This is a genomic window from Maribacter algarum (ex Zhang et al. 2020) (genome assembly GCF_005885635.1).
Lineage (GTDB): Bacteria > Bacteroidota > Bacteroidia > Flavobacteriales > Flavobacteriaceae > Maribacter_C > Maribacter_C algarum.
This window is the reverse complement of the sequence record NZ_VATY01000002.1, coordinates 1099702-1114618: the sequence shown is the minus strand read 5'-3', so window position 1 is coordinate 1114618 and position 14917 is coordinate 1099702. Positions and strand designations below refer to the sequence as shown.

Sequence of the window (14917 nt, the reverse complement as noted above, 5' to 3'; positions counted from 1 at the left end):
ACTTCAGATTGGTCTTGACTTGTGTTTGTGATAAAAAAAAATCCGTCAATCTTTGATTCGCAACCGAAAAGGGATATTAGTAATATGAATGTTAAGATATTTTTCATTTTTTAAATTGCACACAACGTGTTTGTGTATGGCTCGTTGCGGAAAATCAGTTATGATTTTCCGTCGTAACTGAAAGATAGCAAATTGCAATGAATTCCGATTAAGGAATTCAGCCGCAATGAGCTATACACGTTGTTATGCACTGGTATTTTTATTCATTCAATGCGAGAATTCCGCGTTAATTCTTATTTCGTTTAATTACTGTCAAAGATGCTGGTCCTTCACCTGTCCGCAATACATAAGGACTTTTATTTAGATGAAATCCATCGACTTCATAAACGCTTATATGGCTCGCTGTGGTTGATTGTACAAATAACATCTTTCCATCTGGGCTAAATTCAATTCCTTGAGTAACGAATTCAATCGGTATGTAATTTAGTATTCGCATAGGTGATGTTGTTAGGTCGATTACGGCTAAATGACCAATGTATGGTCCGTCAATACAGGTCACAACGGCAAATCGTCCACTTGGATGAAAAGCAAGACTTTCGAGACCTTGAGCCACATTTTTGATAACCTCTGTAACTTTGGGTGGCGAGGTTGTCATATCGATATTTATTATATCGTCGAGAGGTGGTTTGGCCGCAATACCAAGTCCGTTTAAAGCAAGAATTCGCTTTCCATCTGGACTGAATCGAGGTGCGAAAGCTTGGTCAATCTTTCCAATATTTTGCTGCATTCCGATTTCAGTTACGTGTTGAATTGAATTGCCAGAAAGTTCAAAAAGATGCAACGTTACAGGTGTTGAATAGTCAAGACGTTCAGCTGCGGTTGCAATTATTGTTGTTCCGTTTGGACTGATAGCGAAGGATGTAAAATATAATTCAGATGGTTCGCTTTGAGATATCAATTCAGGCTGCTTTCCATTCATCTGAAAGAGATGAAATTGATGGTCACTAATTGCTATAACGCGTTTGTCATCAGGATGCGACATCACTTGCCAAGCGTGGTGAGGCATTTTGAAAGTTTTTATAGTCGACAGTTTGTCCGTATCTAAATCTACAACAGTAATTATACTAGATTCGTCACTTGCACTATTAGCTGCTCCAAATGGATGATTTGGGATGAACGCATAACGACCATTCGATATGGTCGCTCCGTAAGGCGCTCCAGCAAAAGTATTTGGTGCTGCGTCTTCAACGGTTTTTGTAAAAGGAGGTTTGTCCGGTGAAAGTTCTATAACAGTAACAGAATTAGGAAATTGTCTTGAATTACTCCATAACGATTGAATTGAACCACCATCGTTGACGCTGACTATGCGGACAGGTTCAGAAGATGTAATAAAAGGATAGACAGTACTTTTTTTATCTTCTTTAGTATTACAAGCAAAACAAAAAACAAAAAGACATAATAAAACAAGTAGTTTCAGAAAATTTGACTTTTCAGGTTTCGTGCCATTTGTAAGAAATTCATATGTCATATTTTCTATTCGGTCAATTTTGGTCTACTTGTGCATAACAATTGTGTATAGTAACAAGTTACTATATTCCTATTATAGAAATACTAATCTAAGGGATTTTTAATGTCTTTAAAAGTGTTGGTCGCCACATGGGTGTAAATTTCCGTTGCTTTTGTTGAACCGTGCCCTAGAAGTACTTGTATTTGACGAATATCTGTACCTGATTCCAATAGGTGTGTTGCAAAACTATGCCTTAGCACATGTGGTGTCACCGTTTGCCGTATTCCTGCTTTGGCCGCTGCCCTTTTAACTATGTTTAATACGCTTTCTGGACCATATTTAGATGCCTTCCGCCCTTCGAAAAGATATTCTTGAGGTTTCCATTCCCTAAAATAAGAACGTAGGTCCTCTAAAGTAGATTTTGATAATAACGTTTGCCTGTCCTTTTTCCCTTTACTACCTCTGACCATGACCAACATTCTTTTACTATCTATATCGGTTATTTTCAGGTTTAGAAGTTCACTTCGACGAAGACCAGAGCTATATAGAAGTTTTACGATGCATTTGTGTTTGATATTGTTCGTGTTTTCAATAATAGAGAGTACTTCGTCCTTCGATATCACTTGCGGAAGTTTTGATTCTTTCCTTGGTCGTTCAATATCATAAAAGCGGTTAGGCATTCCCAAAACAACTTCATAATAGAATTTTATAGAGTTGATTGCCTGATTGACGTAGGAGTTGGACACTTTTCGCTGTACTAGATTTTGAAGAAACACTCTAATATCACTCTCGTCTATGCCATGTAGTTCTTTGTCCTTGTGAAAATTAATGAACATCTCAAAGAAAGATACATAAGTCTTCACCGTACTGTTAGCATATCGTTTTAACTCGAGCTTTAATAGATATTCTTCTGGGCAAAGCCTGTAATTGGGAATAGGTTTTCTTTTCCTAAACCATGTCACATCAACAGTTTCGTTTTTAGTGTTTACAGGTTTGTTTGTTAAAAACCTGTTATAATTAATCCAGACCACACCTTTGAAGGTATTGAAAATGATTCTGAGATTACCTTTCGTATTGGGTATATAGGCCATATTGTATCGTTTGCTCCACTTTGGATTCGGAAGACCCTTGATCAAGTTCTGTATTAGTTTATCCGGTGAAAACTTTATGCCTATCATCTTTTGATTCTTAATCATCAGATGGTACAGTGTTATCGATTTTAATCTATTCATAAAACAAGTTTACCAATGTTTTAGAATTTAAGTGATATATTAAGCCTATAATATGCGTTTGTAAATGACTAAATCAAAAACTTGCCCAGTGTGTGGTATTATCGTTAAGGGTAGGTCCGATAAGAAATTTTGCTCCAAAAAATGCAAATCCATAGAGCAATATGAGAGTCGACAGAAAACCGAGGCCTTCTATCTGAAGGTTGATAGACAATTGAAAGTAAACAGGAGAATTCTAAAAAAGTACAACAAATCAGGCTATACTATCATTAAGAAAAGCAAACTATTTGAAGAGGGGTTCGACCCAAATTTCTTTACCCATTATTGGAAAAACCAAAAAGGAGATGTCTACCTCTTTGTTTACGAATACGGTTTTTTAAAAAAGAACGAAAAAGGAAAAGAGAAATACGTCTTGGTTATGTGGCAAGATTATATGGAGAAATAATTTCAATATCGTTTACGACCATTTGATATGGAATATATTTAAATTTTAATCTATGTTGAAAAAAATCAATTTGTTGTACCTATGTTGTACCTGCGAAAAGAAAAAGGGACTCCAAAAATTGAAGTCCCTGTATTTACTAGTAGCGAGAGTGAGACTTGAACTCACGGCCTCCGGGTTATGAATCCGACGCTCTAACCAGCTGAGCTACCTCGCCAAGGTGTTTTTTAACGGCTGCAAATATAAAGTTTAATTATTTCTTCATCAACTTTAGTCAGCTAAAAATATTCTTGATGTTTGATTTCTTTTATCATTTATAAATATATATATTGCCACTACATACCTTAACTAGAATGAGCGAAAAAATAAAATTTCAAATAGAGTTTGTGATACAGTCATCTCCCCAAATGCTATACCAGTATTTGGCAACCCCATCAGGGCTTTCAGAGTGGTTTGCTGATGATGTTAATTCTCGTGGAGAGAAGTTTACATTTATCTGGGACGGTGCAGAGGAAGATGCAAAGTTGCTTAAAAAGAAGAGTGATGATTTTGTAAAATTTGCTTGGGACGAGAGTGAAGATGATAGCTATTTCGAAATGAAAATTATAGTTGATGAAATAACAAAAGATGTCTCTCTTTTTATTACAGACTTTGCCGAAGAAGATGAAGTTGAAGAAGCGAAAATGCTTTGGACGAATCAAGTTGGTGATTTAAAACAACAACTTGGATCTAAATAAAACTAATACTCCAAATTATAGTATGTTAAGTCTTGATTTTTTCGAGGCTTTTTTTATGACTGTGTATGATTAAAAGTGTCAATTTTAACGGGCGTATTCTCCCAGAAAGTGAGAACTATTTGAGCCATGAGAACAGAGGTCTACGCTATGGTGATTCCCTTTTTGAAGCGATCCGCGTTTCAGCGAATAAGATTTTCTTTTGGGAAGATCATTATCTTAGGTTAATGGCGTCAATGCGTATTCTTCGAATGGATATTCCAATGAACTTTACTTTGGAATTTCTTGAATCTGAAATACTAAAAACCGTCGCATCGAATGGCCTATCAAATTCCTCTGTAAGAATTCGTTTGACCGTTTTTAGAAATAATGGAGGTCTCTATCTTCCTGAAACAAATGAAGTTTCCTTTTGTATTGAAGCGAATGTATTGCCATCTCCCTTTTATGTTATGGATGAGGAAAACTACGAGGTGGAATTGTTCAAAGATTTCTATGTGAATGCTGATATGATGTCCACTTTGAAAACAAATAATAGAATACTTAATGTAGTTGGAAGCGTTTTTGCCAAGGAAAATGGTTATGATAACTGCATATTGTTAAATCAAAAGAAGGAAGTTGTGGAGTTTTTAAACGGGAATATTTTTCTAGTGAAAGCTAATTCTATTACTACTCCCTCCTTAAAAGATGGTTGTCTTAATGGAATATTACGAAAAAAACTAATTGAAATTTTAGGCAAGCTTGAGGACTATGATCTACAAGAGGTTTCAATTTCTCCTTTTGACCTTCAAAAAGCGGATGAACTCTTTCTAACGAATAGTATTACAGGAATTCGTTCCATAACAAAATATCGAAAAAAAGAATTTACAAATTTGGTGGCCAAAGATTTGATTGGGAAATTAAACGCTGCAGCAAGGTTGACTTAATTCAAACTAGGATTTTCAGGTGCATTCGACCATATCAAATAATCACCACCCAATTCCACCATTTTTTCTTTCCAAAAAGCATCTGAAGACTTCCTTATAATTTCAGTTGCATATTCATTTTTAACAACAATCCAAGATTTTGATAAGAGTTCTTCATCTAATTGAAATGAAGACCAACCAGAATACCCTAAAAAGAAACGAATGTCTTCTTCAGAAATGGTTTTTTCATTTATGAGCTGTATAGTTTTCTCAAAATCTCCACCCCAATAAATTCCATTTGATATTTCGATACTGTTGCCAATAAGATGAGGCACTGTATGTATGAAGTACAAATTATCTTGCTCAACCGGACCTCCATTGTAAACCTGAAATGGTGAATGAATTTCGGTTACCAAGTCGCTGATATTGTACTCGAGCGGTTTGTTTAATATAAAGCCTACAGAACCTTCGTCGTTATGTTCCGCCAAAAGAACGACTGATCTATTGAAAGAAACATCGCCAGTTAGAGTTGGTTCAGCAATAAGTAGTTTTCCTTTTTTCGGCTTTAAATCAACCATCCTTCTTAGTAATAGCTTACTCTAAAATAGGGTATTTCCCTCAAAAACCAAAAGGAAGACAACAAAAAAAGCATTAACCCGAGGATCAATGCTTTTTAAGTATTGTGTTCGTATGAACTAGTTTACAGCTTTGCCTAAATCAGCACCCGCTTTAAACTTAACAACATTTTTAGCTGCAATTTGGATAGTTTTTCCAGTTGATGGGTTTCTACCTTCTCTTGCATTTCTTCTAGACACAGACCAAGATCCGAAACCTACTAAAGATACACGTCCACCTTTTTTCAAAGATCCTTCAACGTTTCCTAAGAAAGACTCTAAAGATTTTTTAGCTGCTGCCTTTGTAATGCCAGCATCAGCTGCCATTGCATCGATTAATTCTGTTTTGTTCATAATGTGATTAAATTAATTGTTGTTAAAAATAATTTTAAACCTGTAGCAAATTTATACGGATTTGCGTTGAACGCAAGTAAATAGGGGCTAAATCCCCGTTTTTGTTGATAACTCAGGGTGTTTGTTGATAAAGTAGGCTATTTTTAGACGTTTGGCGCAGGCCAATGGTTATCGGACTTTACAAGACATGGGCAGATTTTAACAGTTTTAGGCCATTTAGAACATCAGTTGTTTTCATTTTTCGCTTTCCAGGAAGCTGAATTTCCAACAAATTAATGTATCCGCCTTCCACTACAACTTTGAGTTCGGTTTTATCAAACAGAACAGTTCCTACAACAAGATTATGTTTTTCCTTTTCTATAGTGGCATGATAAACTTTTAGAAAAAGAGAATCATCTCCATTTTGCAATGTTGTCCATGAAGCTGGATATGGGCTTAGCCCTCTTATATGATTGTAAATATCATTTATGGGTTTCTTCCAATTAATTTCGCAGGTCTCTTTAAAAATCTTGTAAGCGGACTTTAATTCTTTGGTATCAATTTGTTTTTGAGTTTTTACCACACCTTCTCCAATTTGTTGTACCGTCGTAAGTACTAAATCAGCACCAACGTCCATGAGTTTATCGTGAAGTGTTCCAGCAGTGTCATCTTCTGTTATTTTTACTTTTTCTTGAAGTATGATTTCTCCCGTATCAATTTTATCATCTATAAAGAAGGTAGTTACTCCGGTTTCTGTTTCGCCATTTATGATAGCCCAATTGATAGGCGCTGCACCTCTGTAACTCGGTAGGAGGGAAGCATGTAAATTAAAGGTCCCGTATTCTGGCATTTCCCAAACAGCTTTAGGAAGCATTCGAAAGGCCACAACTATTTGTAGGTTTGCTTTTAAAGTCCCTAGTTCAGCTAAAAACTCTACATTTTTCAGATTAGTAGGTTGTAAAATGGTGAGTCCCTTTTCAATGGCATATTTCTTTACGACGGATTCTTGAAGTTTTCGTCCTCTTCCAGCAGGTCTATCGGGGGCTGTAATTACTCCCACGACATCATATCCGTTTTTGACTAAAGTACTCAAGGTAGCTACGGCAAAATCCGGAGTACCCATAAAAACAATTCGTAATTTCTCTCTTTTACTCAAGTTCATATTGATTTTTTGTGTTGATTTGTATGAACTCATCTTCCAATAGTCTTCTCAATACTAGTAAGACATCGCTCTCTTTATATGTTAGCTTTTCAATAAGCTCTCTTGAAGTCAGCGCATCTGATTTCAACATCAAAAATACTTCTTCAGAAATCAATTCAAGTGTTGTTTCGTTCGAATCCCCGGCATCTGTGCAGATATCGCAGATGCCACAATTATCTTTTGCTTCTTCACCAAAATATTTTAATAGTTGTCTACTTCTACAAAGTTTGTTGTTGGTAATGTAGGCCAACATGTAATCAAGGTTATCCTCTTTTATACGGTGCCGTTCCTTTACTTTACCGGCAAACACATTTATAGTAAGGTCATCTTCCCTTGGTACAAGAAATGTTATGTCCAAATCGCTATGATGGGCAGTATAATTGATAAGGCCATCACTCTTTAATTGTTCCAATACCTTAATGATATATGTTTCAGATGTCTTCGCTTTTTTAGAAATCATTCGCACATTGATTTTTGTATCGAAATCAAAGATGCCTCCATAAGTGCGTAATATGGTTTGTGCGGCAAGAACGATGTTCTGATTGTTTTCAAAATAATCAAAAAGACTCTCCTTTGAAGCAACGAATTGAACCGTTGATTTCTTTGAAAAAGATTCATTTAGCGCAATGACCGAATTTTGGTCGAGAATCTGCATGGTATTGTAGGCCAATAACGGGTTAAGCGAATAGGTCGAACAAAATTCATTAAAATTCAATTGGAATTTTTCATCCTTTCCTTCACCATAGGCAATTTGAAAGTAGTTGTTCAACTTGTTGTAGACTAATTTCAAAAAAGCAGTATCTGGTAAAACACTTAAAAACTGTTTCTTGACCAATTCTTCATCCGTCTTATTGGTAATGAGTACTGCTTCTGCGATATTTCCATCTCTACCTGCCCGACCGGCTTCTTGAAAATAATTTTCAATGGAATCGGGAATTTGATAATGCACTACCAATTCTACGTCGGGCTTGTCAATTCCCATTCCGAAGGCATTGGTTGCGACCATGACCTTTATTTCATTCTTCAGCCACTGGTTAAGTTTCTTTTCCTTTTCTTGTTTTGAAATACCACCGTGAAAATGGGTTGCGCTGCTTCCGTTTGCATTCAGGTATTGCGCTACTTCTTGGGCCAGTCTTCGAGTTCTCACATAGACAATCGCACTTTTAATCAACTTAGAACAAAGAAGTTTAACCCGATAGCGTTTGTCTTCCTCTCTAAATATTTTAAAGGCTATGTTTTCTCGGCAGAAGGAATCTTTCACAACCAAAGGCTCAATGAACTTTAAATCATCGATGATATCAGTCGTAACTTGTTTTGTAGCAGTTGCGGTTAAGGCAATCATTGGAACATCCGGAAGTATACCTCTTAGTTTGGAACATTCCAGGTAAGCAGGTCTGAAATCATGGCCCCAATGTGAGATACAATGCGCTTCATCAATGGCGATAAGATTCACATTCATCTTTTGAATCCGTTCTTGAACAATATCTTGTTGCAGACGTTCCGGCGAGAGGTATAGAAATTTATATCCACCGAACATACAATTATCTAGTAGGTTATTAACTTCATCAAATGGAATCCCACCAGTAAGTGCAATAGCTTTTATCCCTTTTTCTTTTAAGGCATCTACTTGATTTTGAATCAGCGAAATCAAAGGAGAAATCACGATACAAATTCCTTCTTTGACTAGAGCAGGCACCTGAAAACAGACCGATTTTCCACCACCAGTGGGAAGAAGCGCAAGTACATCTTGTTTCAGTAAAATTGCGGAAATAATCTTTTCTTGAGAACCCCTGAATTCTGAAAAGCCCCAGTATTGCTGTAAGATTTCCTTTGGGCTTTTACTCACTTTAGTTGTTTTAAGTGTTCCAATATAAAATCAACTCTATTCAATATCGTATCTTTTGGAACGATTTGTACATCATACCCAAAGCTGCTATACGATTTTTCTAAACATTCATGAATGCGCAGGGATTCCTCGTAACTTTCAAAGCGCTCGTTGTCAACTACATGTATCTCTTTCCATGGCGGCATCAAAAAAATCACATCATATAGGTTGTTCTTACATGCCTCGGTAAAAGGTTTGCCATATTCTTGTTGGAAGCAGTCCATGTAAGCCAAAACATCAGGTATACCTCTGTCAAAGAATACGATTTCTTCGGAATTATTTGCTGTGCTTTCGTACTGTGCAATACGGGCATCTAATATCATCTGATTAAAAGCCATAGGTTCGGTAACGGATACTATAGGATTCGTTTCAAAAACCACATCACTTTCATTTTCTTTTTTAGCCAGGGTCATCGCACGAATGACCTCTTCAAGACAGTGATAGCCTTTTTGTTCTAAAACATCGATAACGGCCGTTTTTCCTGTACTCGGCCCTCCAGTAATTACTACTCTCTTGGTATTCAAATGCACTATTTATACCCACAAAAGTACACAAACCATTAGTATTAGAAAATACGCTTTGAAGGACTATCTTTGTATAAAATATGCCGCATGGACAGTAAAAAATCAGAGGAGTTTTATAGAAAGTTAAAAGGGCAATTGGCAGAAACTTCTTCTTGGCCTTCAAATTACCTGTACAAGTTTATAGTGCCTACGGATGAGAATAAAATAAAACAGATTCAAGATATCTTCGATAATACTGGGGCTGTCATCGAATCTAAACAGTCAAAAAAAGGAACCTATACTAGTATTTCAGTTACTGTAAATCTAGATAGCCCAGATGCGGTTATTGAAAAATACAAAGCTGTAGGTGAGGTAGAGGGTGTTATATCCCTTTAAAATAGTATTTGTATTATAATTTTGCTAATTTGCAAGCGTTATAACAACACTTCCTTTTACTTTTTAAGCAAAAACATTTCAATTTGAATTTAGTAGAAAACCTAGAATATAATACTGAGCGCCCACAGCTCATTATTCCCGAATACGGTCGTCATTTTCAAAAGATGGTTGACCATGCTGTATCTATTGAAGATAGAGAAGAACGTAATAAAATCGCAAAGTCGATTATTGATGTCATGGGCAATTTACAGCCGCACTTGCGAGATGTACCTGATTTTCAACACAAACTTTGGGACCAATTGTTTATAATGTCTGATTTTAAATTGGATGTTGACTCACCATTTCCTATTACTTCTAAGGAAGCTTTGGAAGAGCGACCTGAACCATTGGAATATCCTCAAAATTTCCCAAAATATCGTTTTTATGGTAATAATATCAAGCGTATGATAGATGTTGCCGTAAAATGGGATAAAGGCGATATGCGCGATGGATTAGAATATGCCATCGCCAACCATATGAAAAAATGTTATTTAAATTGGAATAAGGACACTGTTGATGATAAGGCAATATTCAAGCACTTGTATGAGTTATCTGATGGTCAGATCAACCTTACCGATGAAACAATCTTAACGGATAGTGGGCAGTTCTTAAAAAATAGGGTAGCCAAGACCGTTCGTAAGAGCTCAAACAAAAAAAACCAAAGAAATAACAATCGCGGAAAGAAGCGATACTAATATTCTCCATCTTATATGGGAACATTTAAAATTGAAGGCGGTCACCAACTCTCAGGTGAAATTACGCCACAAGGTGCGAAAAACGAAGCGCTACAAATCTTATGCGCCGTACTACTGACACCTGAAGAAGTTACGATTACCAATATACCGGATATTATTGATATCAATAAACTAATAGCCTTGTTGAAAGACCTAGGTGTTAAAATTGAAAAAAAAGGAAAAGGTTCTTATACATTCAAGGCTGACAATGTCAATCTTGATTACCTACAATCTGATGATTTTAAAAGAGATGGTCGAGGGCTTCGAGGATCCATCATGTTGGTTGGACCTTTGTTAGCGCGCTTTGGAAAAGGATATATACCGAAACCTGGAGGTGATAAAATCGGAAGACGTCGTTTAGACACACACTTTGAAGGCTTCATTAAACTAGGCGCTAAATTCAGATATAATAAAGAAGAGTACTTCTACGGAGTTGAAGCTGAGACTCTCAAAGGAACGTACATGTTGTTAGATGAGGCTTCTGTTACAGGAACGGCCAATATTGTAATGGCAGCAGTGCTTGCAGAAGGTGAGACGACGATTTATAATGCGGCTTGTGAGCCGTATTTACAGCAATTATGTAAGATGCTCAACCGTATGGGAGCTAAAATCTCTGGGGTTGGTTCGAACTTATTGAAAATAGAAGGTGTTAAGGAGCTGGGTGGAACCGAGCACCGTATGCTTCCCGATATGATTGAAATCGGAAGTTGGATTGGTTTAGCGGCAATGACAAAAAGTGAACTAACAATCAAAGATGTTAGTTGGGATGATTTGGGGCAAATACCTTCGGTATTCAGAAAACTGGGAATTCAATTAGAACGAAAAGGAGATGATATTTATATTCCAGAACACAAAGATGGTTACGAGATTCAAAATTACATAGATGGTTCAATTCTCACCGTTGCCGATGCACCTTGGCCAGGTATGACTCCTGATTTATTGAGCATCATTTTGGTCATGGTTACGCAGGCAAGGGGAGAAGTGGTCATTCACCAAAAAATGTTCGAAAGTCGTTTGTTCTTTGTGGATAAACTTTTAGATATGGGTGCAAAGATTATTCTTTGTGATCCACACCGCGCCACAGTAATCGGGCATGATTTTAAATCTACCTTGAAGGCTACTACAATGACTTCACCAGATATTCGCGCCGGGGTTTCGCTATTGATTGCAGCATTGTCTGCAAAGGGAACTTCAACTATTCATAATATCGAGCAGATTGATCGTGGATATGAAAATATCGACGAGCGATTGAGGGCGATTGGTGCAAAGATCGAACGGGTGTAGATAATTAGAATATCGATTTGGAATTATGTTTTCAATTCCTTTCCGTACTTATCCATTTCAGTTTTACACTTTTTGCAGGTATACCCACCAAATAAGGCTTGTCTTTCATTTGCAGGTTTTCTCATGATCGGCTGTTTTTGATTGCAATTAGGGCAATATACCCGGCTGATATTTATACCTAAATCAGCATATTTTCCGTCTTTATTGATTTGAGTTAAGGCAAAGAAGGCTATGACTCCAATTACAATTGCTATTAGGATAATGCTCATAAGTTTGATTCTAAATTATAAGTGTTTGTTTGTCCGTAGGACAACCCAACCGAATTTTAACCTGCCTGTCGACAGGCAGGGATAGCCATTTGCGTGTTATTTTCGTTTAGGAAATCCGAAAGCAATGAATTTCAGCCTTTGTTAGGCAAAGTTTTTTTGAGTTCCTGATAAATAGATTGATTGGATTTTCCATTCGACGAAAAGTATATTTTATCACCAGATTTTTTCGTGATTAAAATCCAGGGACGGGCATTGGAATTGATAATAGCTTTTACTTTTTCTCCACCAGTTGTTCTAAAGAATCCCTTTTTTCGACTCCCAAATGAAAATCCGTTAATCCTTCTACGTAAACTTGGTCTTTTCTCGGTCAACTCAATTAACTGAATGTCCGCCAGTGGTATTGCTTCTCCATATTGCCCGGTTATTTCCAATTGTCCGTCCTCAATTATTAATTCATTATCAGTAAATCCCAATCCAACAGCTCCAATTGCGAAAATCATAACCCCAACTAGCACATAGAAAATTAATCTCTTTTGCTTAGGATTGAGGTTATTGTAATTTTCGAATGAAGAGTTCATTTTTGAAATTTCACCTAACGTAAGTATGACAAACATATGTTCATTATACTTCCTATAAACTTTACTAATATTTATTCTTTCTCAACCAAAGTTCCATTAGGATATTTTGCAAATCGTCCTTTTTCCCTTTCATGTACATTATCGGCATGCTGCCACGGCCAACCCCCGAACTGCGTTAATCCGTAGTCTTTCATTGTTGCCCGAATCTCATCTTGGGTATTCATCACAAAAGGCCCATGTTGAACTACAGGTTCAGCAATAGGTTTTCCTTGTAACAATAGAAAATGAGCCGATTTATTTCCAACTTTAATATCTATATTTTCAAAGGGGTGGAGTTCAATACCATAATTGGGTTGTATGCTATTTCCATCGATTTCAATGTCTGAACCTTCATAAAAATAAAGGGTTCTGCTTACTTCAGTATTTGCTTTGGGTAAGGTATAATTGACATTCGCATTCACATCAATGTTCCAAATGGCAACTTCATTTTCGACATCTGCTGCCCAAGAATCCGGAGCTGGCTTTGGTGCCTCTGTATTTTGATAACTTCCAGCAATTACTTTTACACAAGCATTATCTGTTTTTATGATGGGAATGTCCTCATGCCACAACATGGCAAAATGCGGTTCCACATACTTGCTTTTCTTGGGAAGATTGAGCCATATTTGAAACAATTCCAAGGTATTCTCCTCTTCCGTTTTCAATAACGGAAACATTTCAGAATGCTGAACTCCGCGCCCTGCAGTCATCCATTGAACATCACCTTCTCCGAACCTTCCCGCCGCACCTAAGGAATCGGAATGGTCACAAAAACCTTTGTTTACTATTGTTATCGTTTCAAAGCCACGATGGGGGTGTGAGGGGAAACCAGGAATGGTCTGTCCGTGATACATGCGCCATCCATCTTTGATTACAAAGTCGTTGCCTAAGCTGCGACCCTCAAGGGAGGCAGCAGGGGTCATGTCTTTATTTCCCTTTGGGTAATGGTCCAAGTGGTATACACAAAACAAAAAAGGGTCTTGCGTTTGCCAAGGAAATCCTAATGGGAATATTTTTTTAACTGCATTTGCCATATCAAAATTCATACGCAATAAAGTTAAGCTTTAGACTTCTTTTTGTAAACAAGTTCAGAAACAAAAACCGGATTTGTCCTCCGAAGTATCGGAGTACCCGTCTGCCATTCGTACATCTGGTCATAAATACCAAAAAGCCGATATCCGAAGTTTTCCATATAATGCTTGACTTCAACGAAATCAACATGGAATGTATTTTCGGGATTCATGCTGACTTCAACCTCTACAAAAGAAACGTATTGATTTTGAATGAAATTCCGAGCACCTTTTAATACTTCTAGGTCGAATCCTTCAGTATCAATTTTCAAGTAGTCTATCGATGTTACGGAATGCTCAGAACAGAAATCATCAAGCGTTCGTATTTGTATCGTTTCAGACACTAAGTCCGGATTATCTGAGCGAACCACATTGACCAAACTGTTCATGTCAGATCTACTATTCTGGTCAATGGAAATCTCCATTTCGGTATTTTCAGAGCCTAATCCGATTTGATAACAGTTCACGTTTTGATTCTGAACATGTGACTTTAGAATCTCAAACGTAGTTGAGATGGGTTCAAAACATGATATTTCCGCATTTGGGAAGAACTTTTGTATGTGGTCTACATATTCTCCAACATTCGCACCTACGTCAAAGAAGATTTTTAATTCATGGTTAGGAAACCGACGCTGTATATCGTTTAGCGGGTTTATTCCAAAAGGAAGATTTTTATAAATGAACAAACCCGTAGCTTGTTGAAATAGATTGCGTAAGAAGATTTTAAACCCCATTATCCTTTTCGAATTTCACTAGTTCTATATAGAGCTACAAGCTAAAGAACCATTCTTAGTATCACAAACTTTATATTTTGTTTGGTATAGGTTTTCTCAGTTTCTAACATTCCAAACTTTTTGTAGAAATTAGTTTTATCAACTCTAGCATTGCACCAAAGGGTATGGAAACCTTTTTCCTGCGCATTCTCAATCAAGTGCAAAAGTAATTTAGTACCATATCCTTTTCCTTGCTCTTCTATTTTTGTGGCAAACTTTCGAAATTGGGCGATACCTTCTCCCGTTTTAAAAAGGGAGGCGATGCTTACCAATTCATTGGCTACGAAGAGTCCAAAATGTGTTCCGTTCGAATCTTCCGGAAGCTTTACAAAATCGAACGGCATATCCGGCCACATGACTTCATGTCGAAGCGGCCAGACCATCT

The 14917-nt window shown here is 36.9% G+C and carries 18 protein-coding genes and 1 tRNA gene; 6 read left to right on the top strand and 13 right to left on the bottom strand.

Annotated features, from left to right (window positions below; genetic code table 11):
• Positions 1–286: 286 nt before the first annotated feature.
• Entirely contained in the window at positions 287–1528 is a 1242-nt protein-coding gene (locus FEE95_RS13860; RefSeq protein WP_138658575.1) for a WD40 repeat domain-containing protein, read from the bottom strand.
• An 83-nt stretch (positions 1529–1611) separates the two neighbouring features.
• On the bottom strand, positions 1612–2739 hold the full coding sequence (gene xerA, locus FEE95_RS13855) for a site-specific tyrosine recombinase/integron integrase (protein ID WP_171037046.1): 1128 nt from the start codon (positions 2737–2739) through the stop codon (positions 1612–1614).
• Between the two features lie 64 nt (positions 2740–2803).
• Here xerA and FEE95_RS13850 point away from each other — a divergent pair, with 64 nt between their 5' ends.
• Positions 2804–3181 (top strand): hypothetical protein, encoded by a 378-nt coding sequence (locus FEE95_RS13850; RefSeq protein WP_138658574.1) that lies wholly within the window; start codon positions 2804–2806, stop codon positions 3179–3181.
• A 140-nt stretch (positions 3182–3321) separates the two neighbouring features.
• Here the strand turns inward: FEE95_RS13850 and FEE95_RS13845 are convergent.
• A tRNA-Met gene (locus tag FEE95_RS13845) sits at positions 3322–3395 on the bottom strand.
• Positions 3396–3531: 136 nt separating this feature from the next.
• Here FEE95_RS13845 and FEE95_RS13840 point away from each other — a divergent pair.
• Together FEE95_RS13840 and FEE95_RS13835 are read left to right on the top strand one after the other, a co-directional pair.
• Positions 3532–3915, top strand: a complete 384-nt coding sequence (locus FEE95_RS13840; RefSeq protein WP_138658573.1) for an START-like domain-containing protein — start codon at positions 3532–3534, stop codon at positions 3913–3915.
• A gap of 65 nt (positions 3916–3980) precedes the next feature.
• The gene (locus tag FEE95_RS13835; RefSeq protein ID WP_138658572.1) at positions 3981–4835 is read left to right on the top strand and encodes an aminotransferase class IV; all 855 of its coding nucleotides are present in this window, start codon (positions 3981–3983) and stop codon (positions 4833–4835) included.
• Here FEE95_RS13835 and FEE95_RS13830 read toward each other — a convergent pair.
• The 5 genes from FEE95_RS13830 to FEE95_RS13810 all read right to left on the bottom strand — a co-directional run bounded on the left by FEE95_RS13830 (position 4832) and on the right by FEE95_RS13810 (position 9377).
• Positions 4832–5392, bottom strand: a complete 561-nt coding sequence (locus FEE95_RS13830; RefSeq protein ID WP_138658571.1) for a YqgE/AlgH family protein — start codon at positions 5390–5392, stop codon at positions 4832–4834. The genes FEE95_RS13835 and FEE95_RS13830 overlap by 4 nt on opposite strands.
• A 117-nt stretch (positions 5393–5509) precedes the next feature.
• Positions 5510–5782 carry an HU family DNA-binding protein gene (locus tag FEE95_RS13825; RefSeq protein ID WP_138658570.1) on the bottom strand — a complete coding sequence of 91 codons (273 nt, stop codon included), beginning with the start codon at positions 5780–5782 and terminating at the stop codon, positions 5510–5512.
• Positions 5783–5960: 178 nt separating this feature from the next.
• Complete coding sequence (fmt, locus tag FEE95_RS13820) at positions 5961–6923, bottom strand: methionyl-tRNA formyltransferase (RefSeq protein WP_138658569.1); 963 nt, start codon at positions 6921–6923, stop codon at positions 5961–5963.
• Positions 6910–8808: a RecQ family ATP-dependent DNA helicase gene (locus FEE95_RS13815; RefSeq protein WP_138658568.1), complete on the bottom strand. Its 1899-nt coding sequence runs from the start codon at positions 8806–8808 to the stop codon at positions 6910–6912. Before FEE95_RS13815 ends, fmt begins: the two co-directional genes overlap by 14 nt.
• Positions 8805–9377 carry an AAA family ATPase gene (locus FEE95_RS13810; RefSeq protein ID WP_138658567.1) on the bottom strand — a complete coding sequence of 191 codons (573 nt, stop codon included), beginning with the start codon at positions 9375–9377 and terminating at the stop codon, positions 8805–8807. The genes FEE95_RS13815 and FEE95_RS13810 overlap by 4 nt, the downstream gene beginning before the upstream one ends.
• A gap of 81 nt (positions 9378–9458) precedes the next feature.
• Here FEE95_RS13810 and FEE95_RS13805 point away from each other — a divergent pair, with 81 nt between their 5' ends.
• The 3 genes from FEE95_RS13805 to murA all read left to right on the top strand — a co-directional run bounded on the left by FEE95_RS13805 (position 9459) and on the right by murA (position 11803).
• The gene (locus FEE95_RS13805; RefSeq protein ID WP_138658566.1) at positions 9459–9746 is read left to right on the top strand and encodes a DUF493 family protein; all 288 of its coding nucleotides are present in this window, start codon (positions 9459–9461) and stop codon (positions 9744–9746) included.
• 83 nt (positions 9747–9829) lie between these two features.
• A complete protein-coding gene (locus tag FEE95_RS13800) occupies positions 9830–10480 on the top strand; it encodes a DUF4290 domain-containing protein (protein ID WP_138658565.1) in 651 nt (216 codons plus the stop codon).
• A 15-nt stretch (positions 10481–10495) separates the two neighbouring features.
• Positions 10496–11803, top strand: coding sequence for a UDP-N-acetylglucosamine 1-carboxyvinyltransferase (murA, locus tag FEE95_RS13795; RefSeq protein ID WP_138658564.1), 1308 nt, complete (start codon positions 10496–10498; stop codon positions 11801–11803).
• A gap of 23 nt (positions 11804–11826) precedes the next feature.
• Here the strand turns inward: murA and FEE95_RS13790 are convergent, their stop codons facing one another.
• From FEE95_RS13790 to FEE95_RS13770, 5 genes are all read right to left on the bottom strand, one after another.
• Positions 11827–12072 carry a hypothetical protein gene (locus FEE95_RS13790; protein ID WP_138658563.1) on the bottom strand — a complete coding sequence of 82 codons (246 nt, stop codon included), beginning with the start codon at positions 12070–12072 and terminating at the stop codon, positions 11827–11829.
• Positions 12073–12203: 131 nt separating this feature from the next.
• On the bottom strand, positions 12204–12650 hold the full coding sequence (locus FEE95_RS13785) for a hypothetical protein (protein ID WP_138658562.1): 447 nt from the start codon (positions 12648–12650) through the stop codon (positions 12204–12206).
• A gap of 71 nt (positions 12651–12721) precedes the next feature.
• Positions 12722–13735 carry a pirin family protein gene (locus FEE95_RS13780; protein ID WP_238474576.1) on the bottom strand — a complete coding sequence of 338 codons (1014 nt, stop codon included), beginning with the start codon at positions 13733–13735 and terminating at the stop codon, positions 12722–12724.
• Between the two features lie 11 nt (positions 13736–13746).
• The gene (locus tag FEE95_RS13775) at positions 13747–14493 is read right to left on the bottom strand and encodes an FkbM family methyltransferase (RefSeq protein WP_138658561.1); all 747 of its coding nucleotides are present in this window, start codon (positions 14491–14493) and stop codon (positions 13747–13749) included.
• A gap of 41 nt (positions 14494–14534) precedes the next feature.
• Positions 14535–14915: a GNAT family N-acetyltransferase gene (locus FEE95_RS13770; protein WP_138658560.1), complete on the bottom strand. Its 381-nt coding sequence runs from the start codon at positions 14913–14915 to the stop codon at positions 14535–14537.
• Positions 14916–14917: the final 2 nt, after the last annotated feature.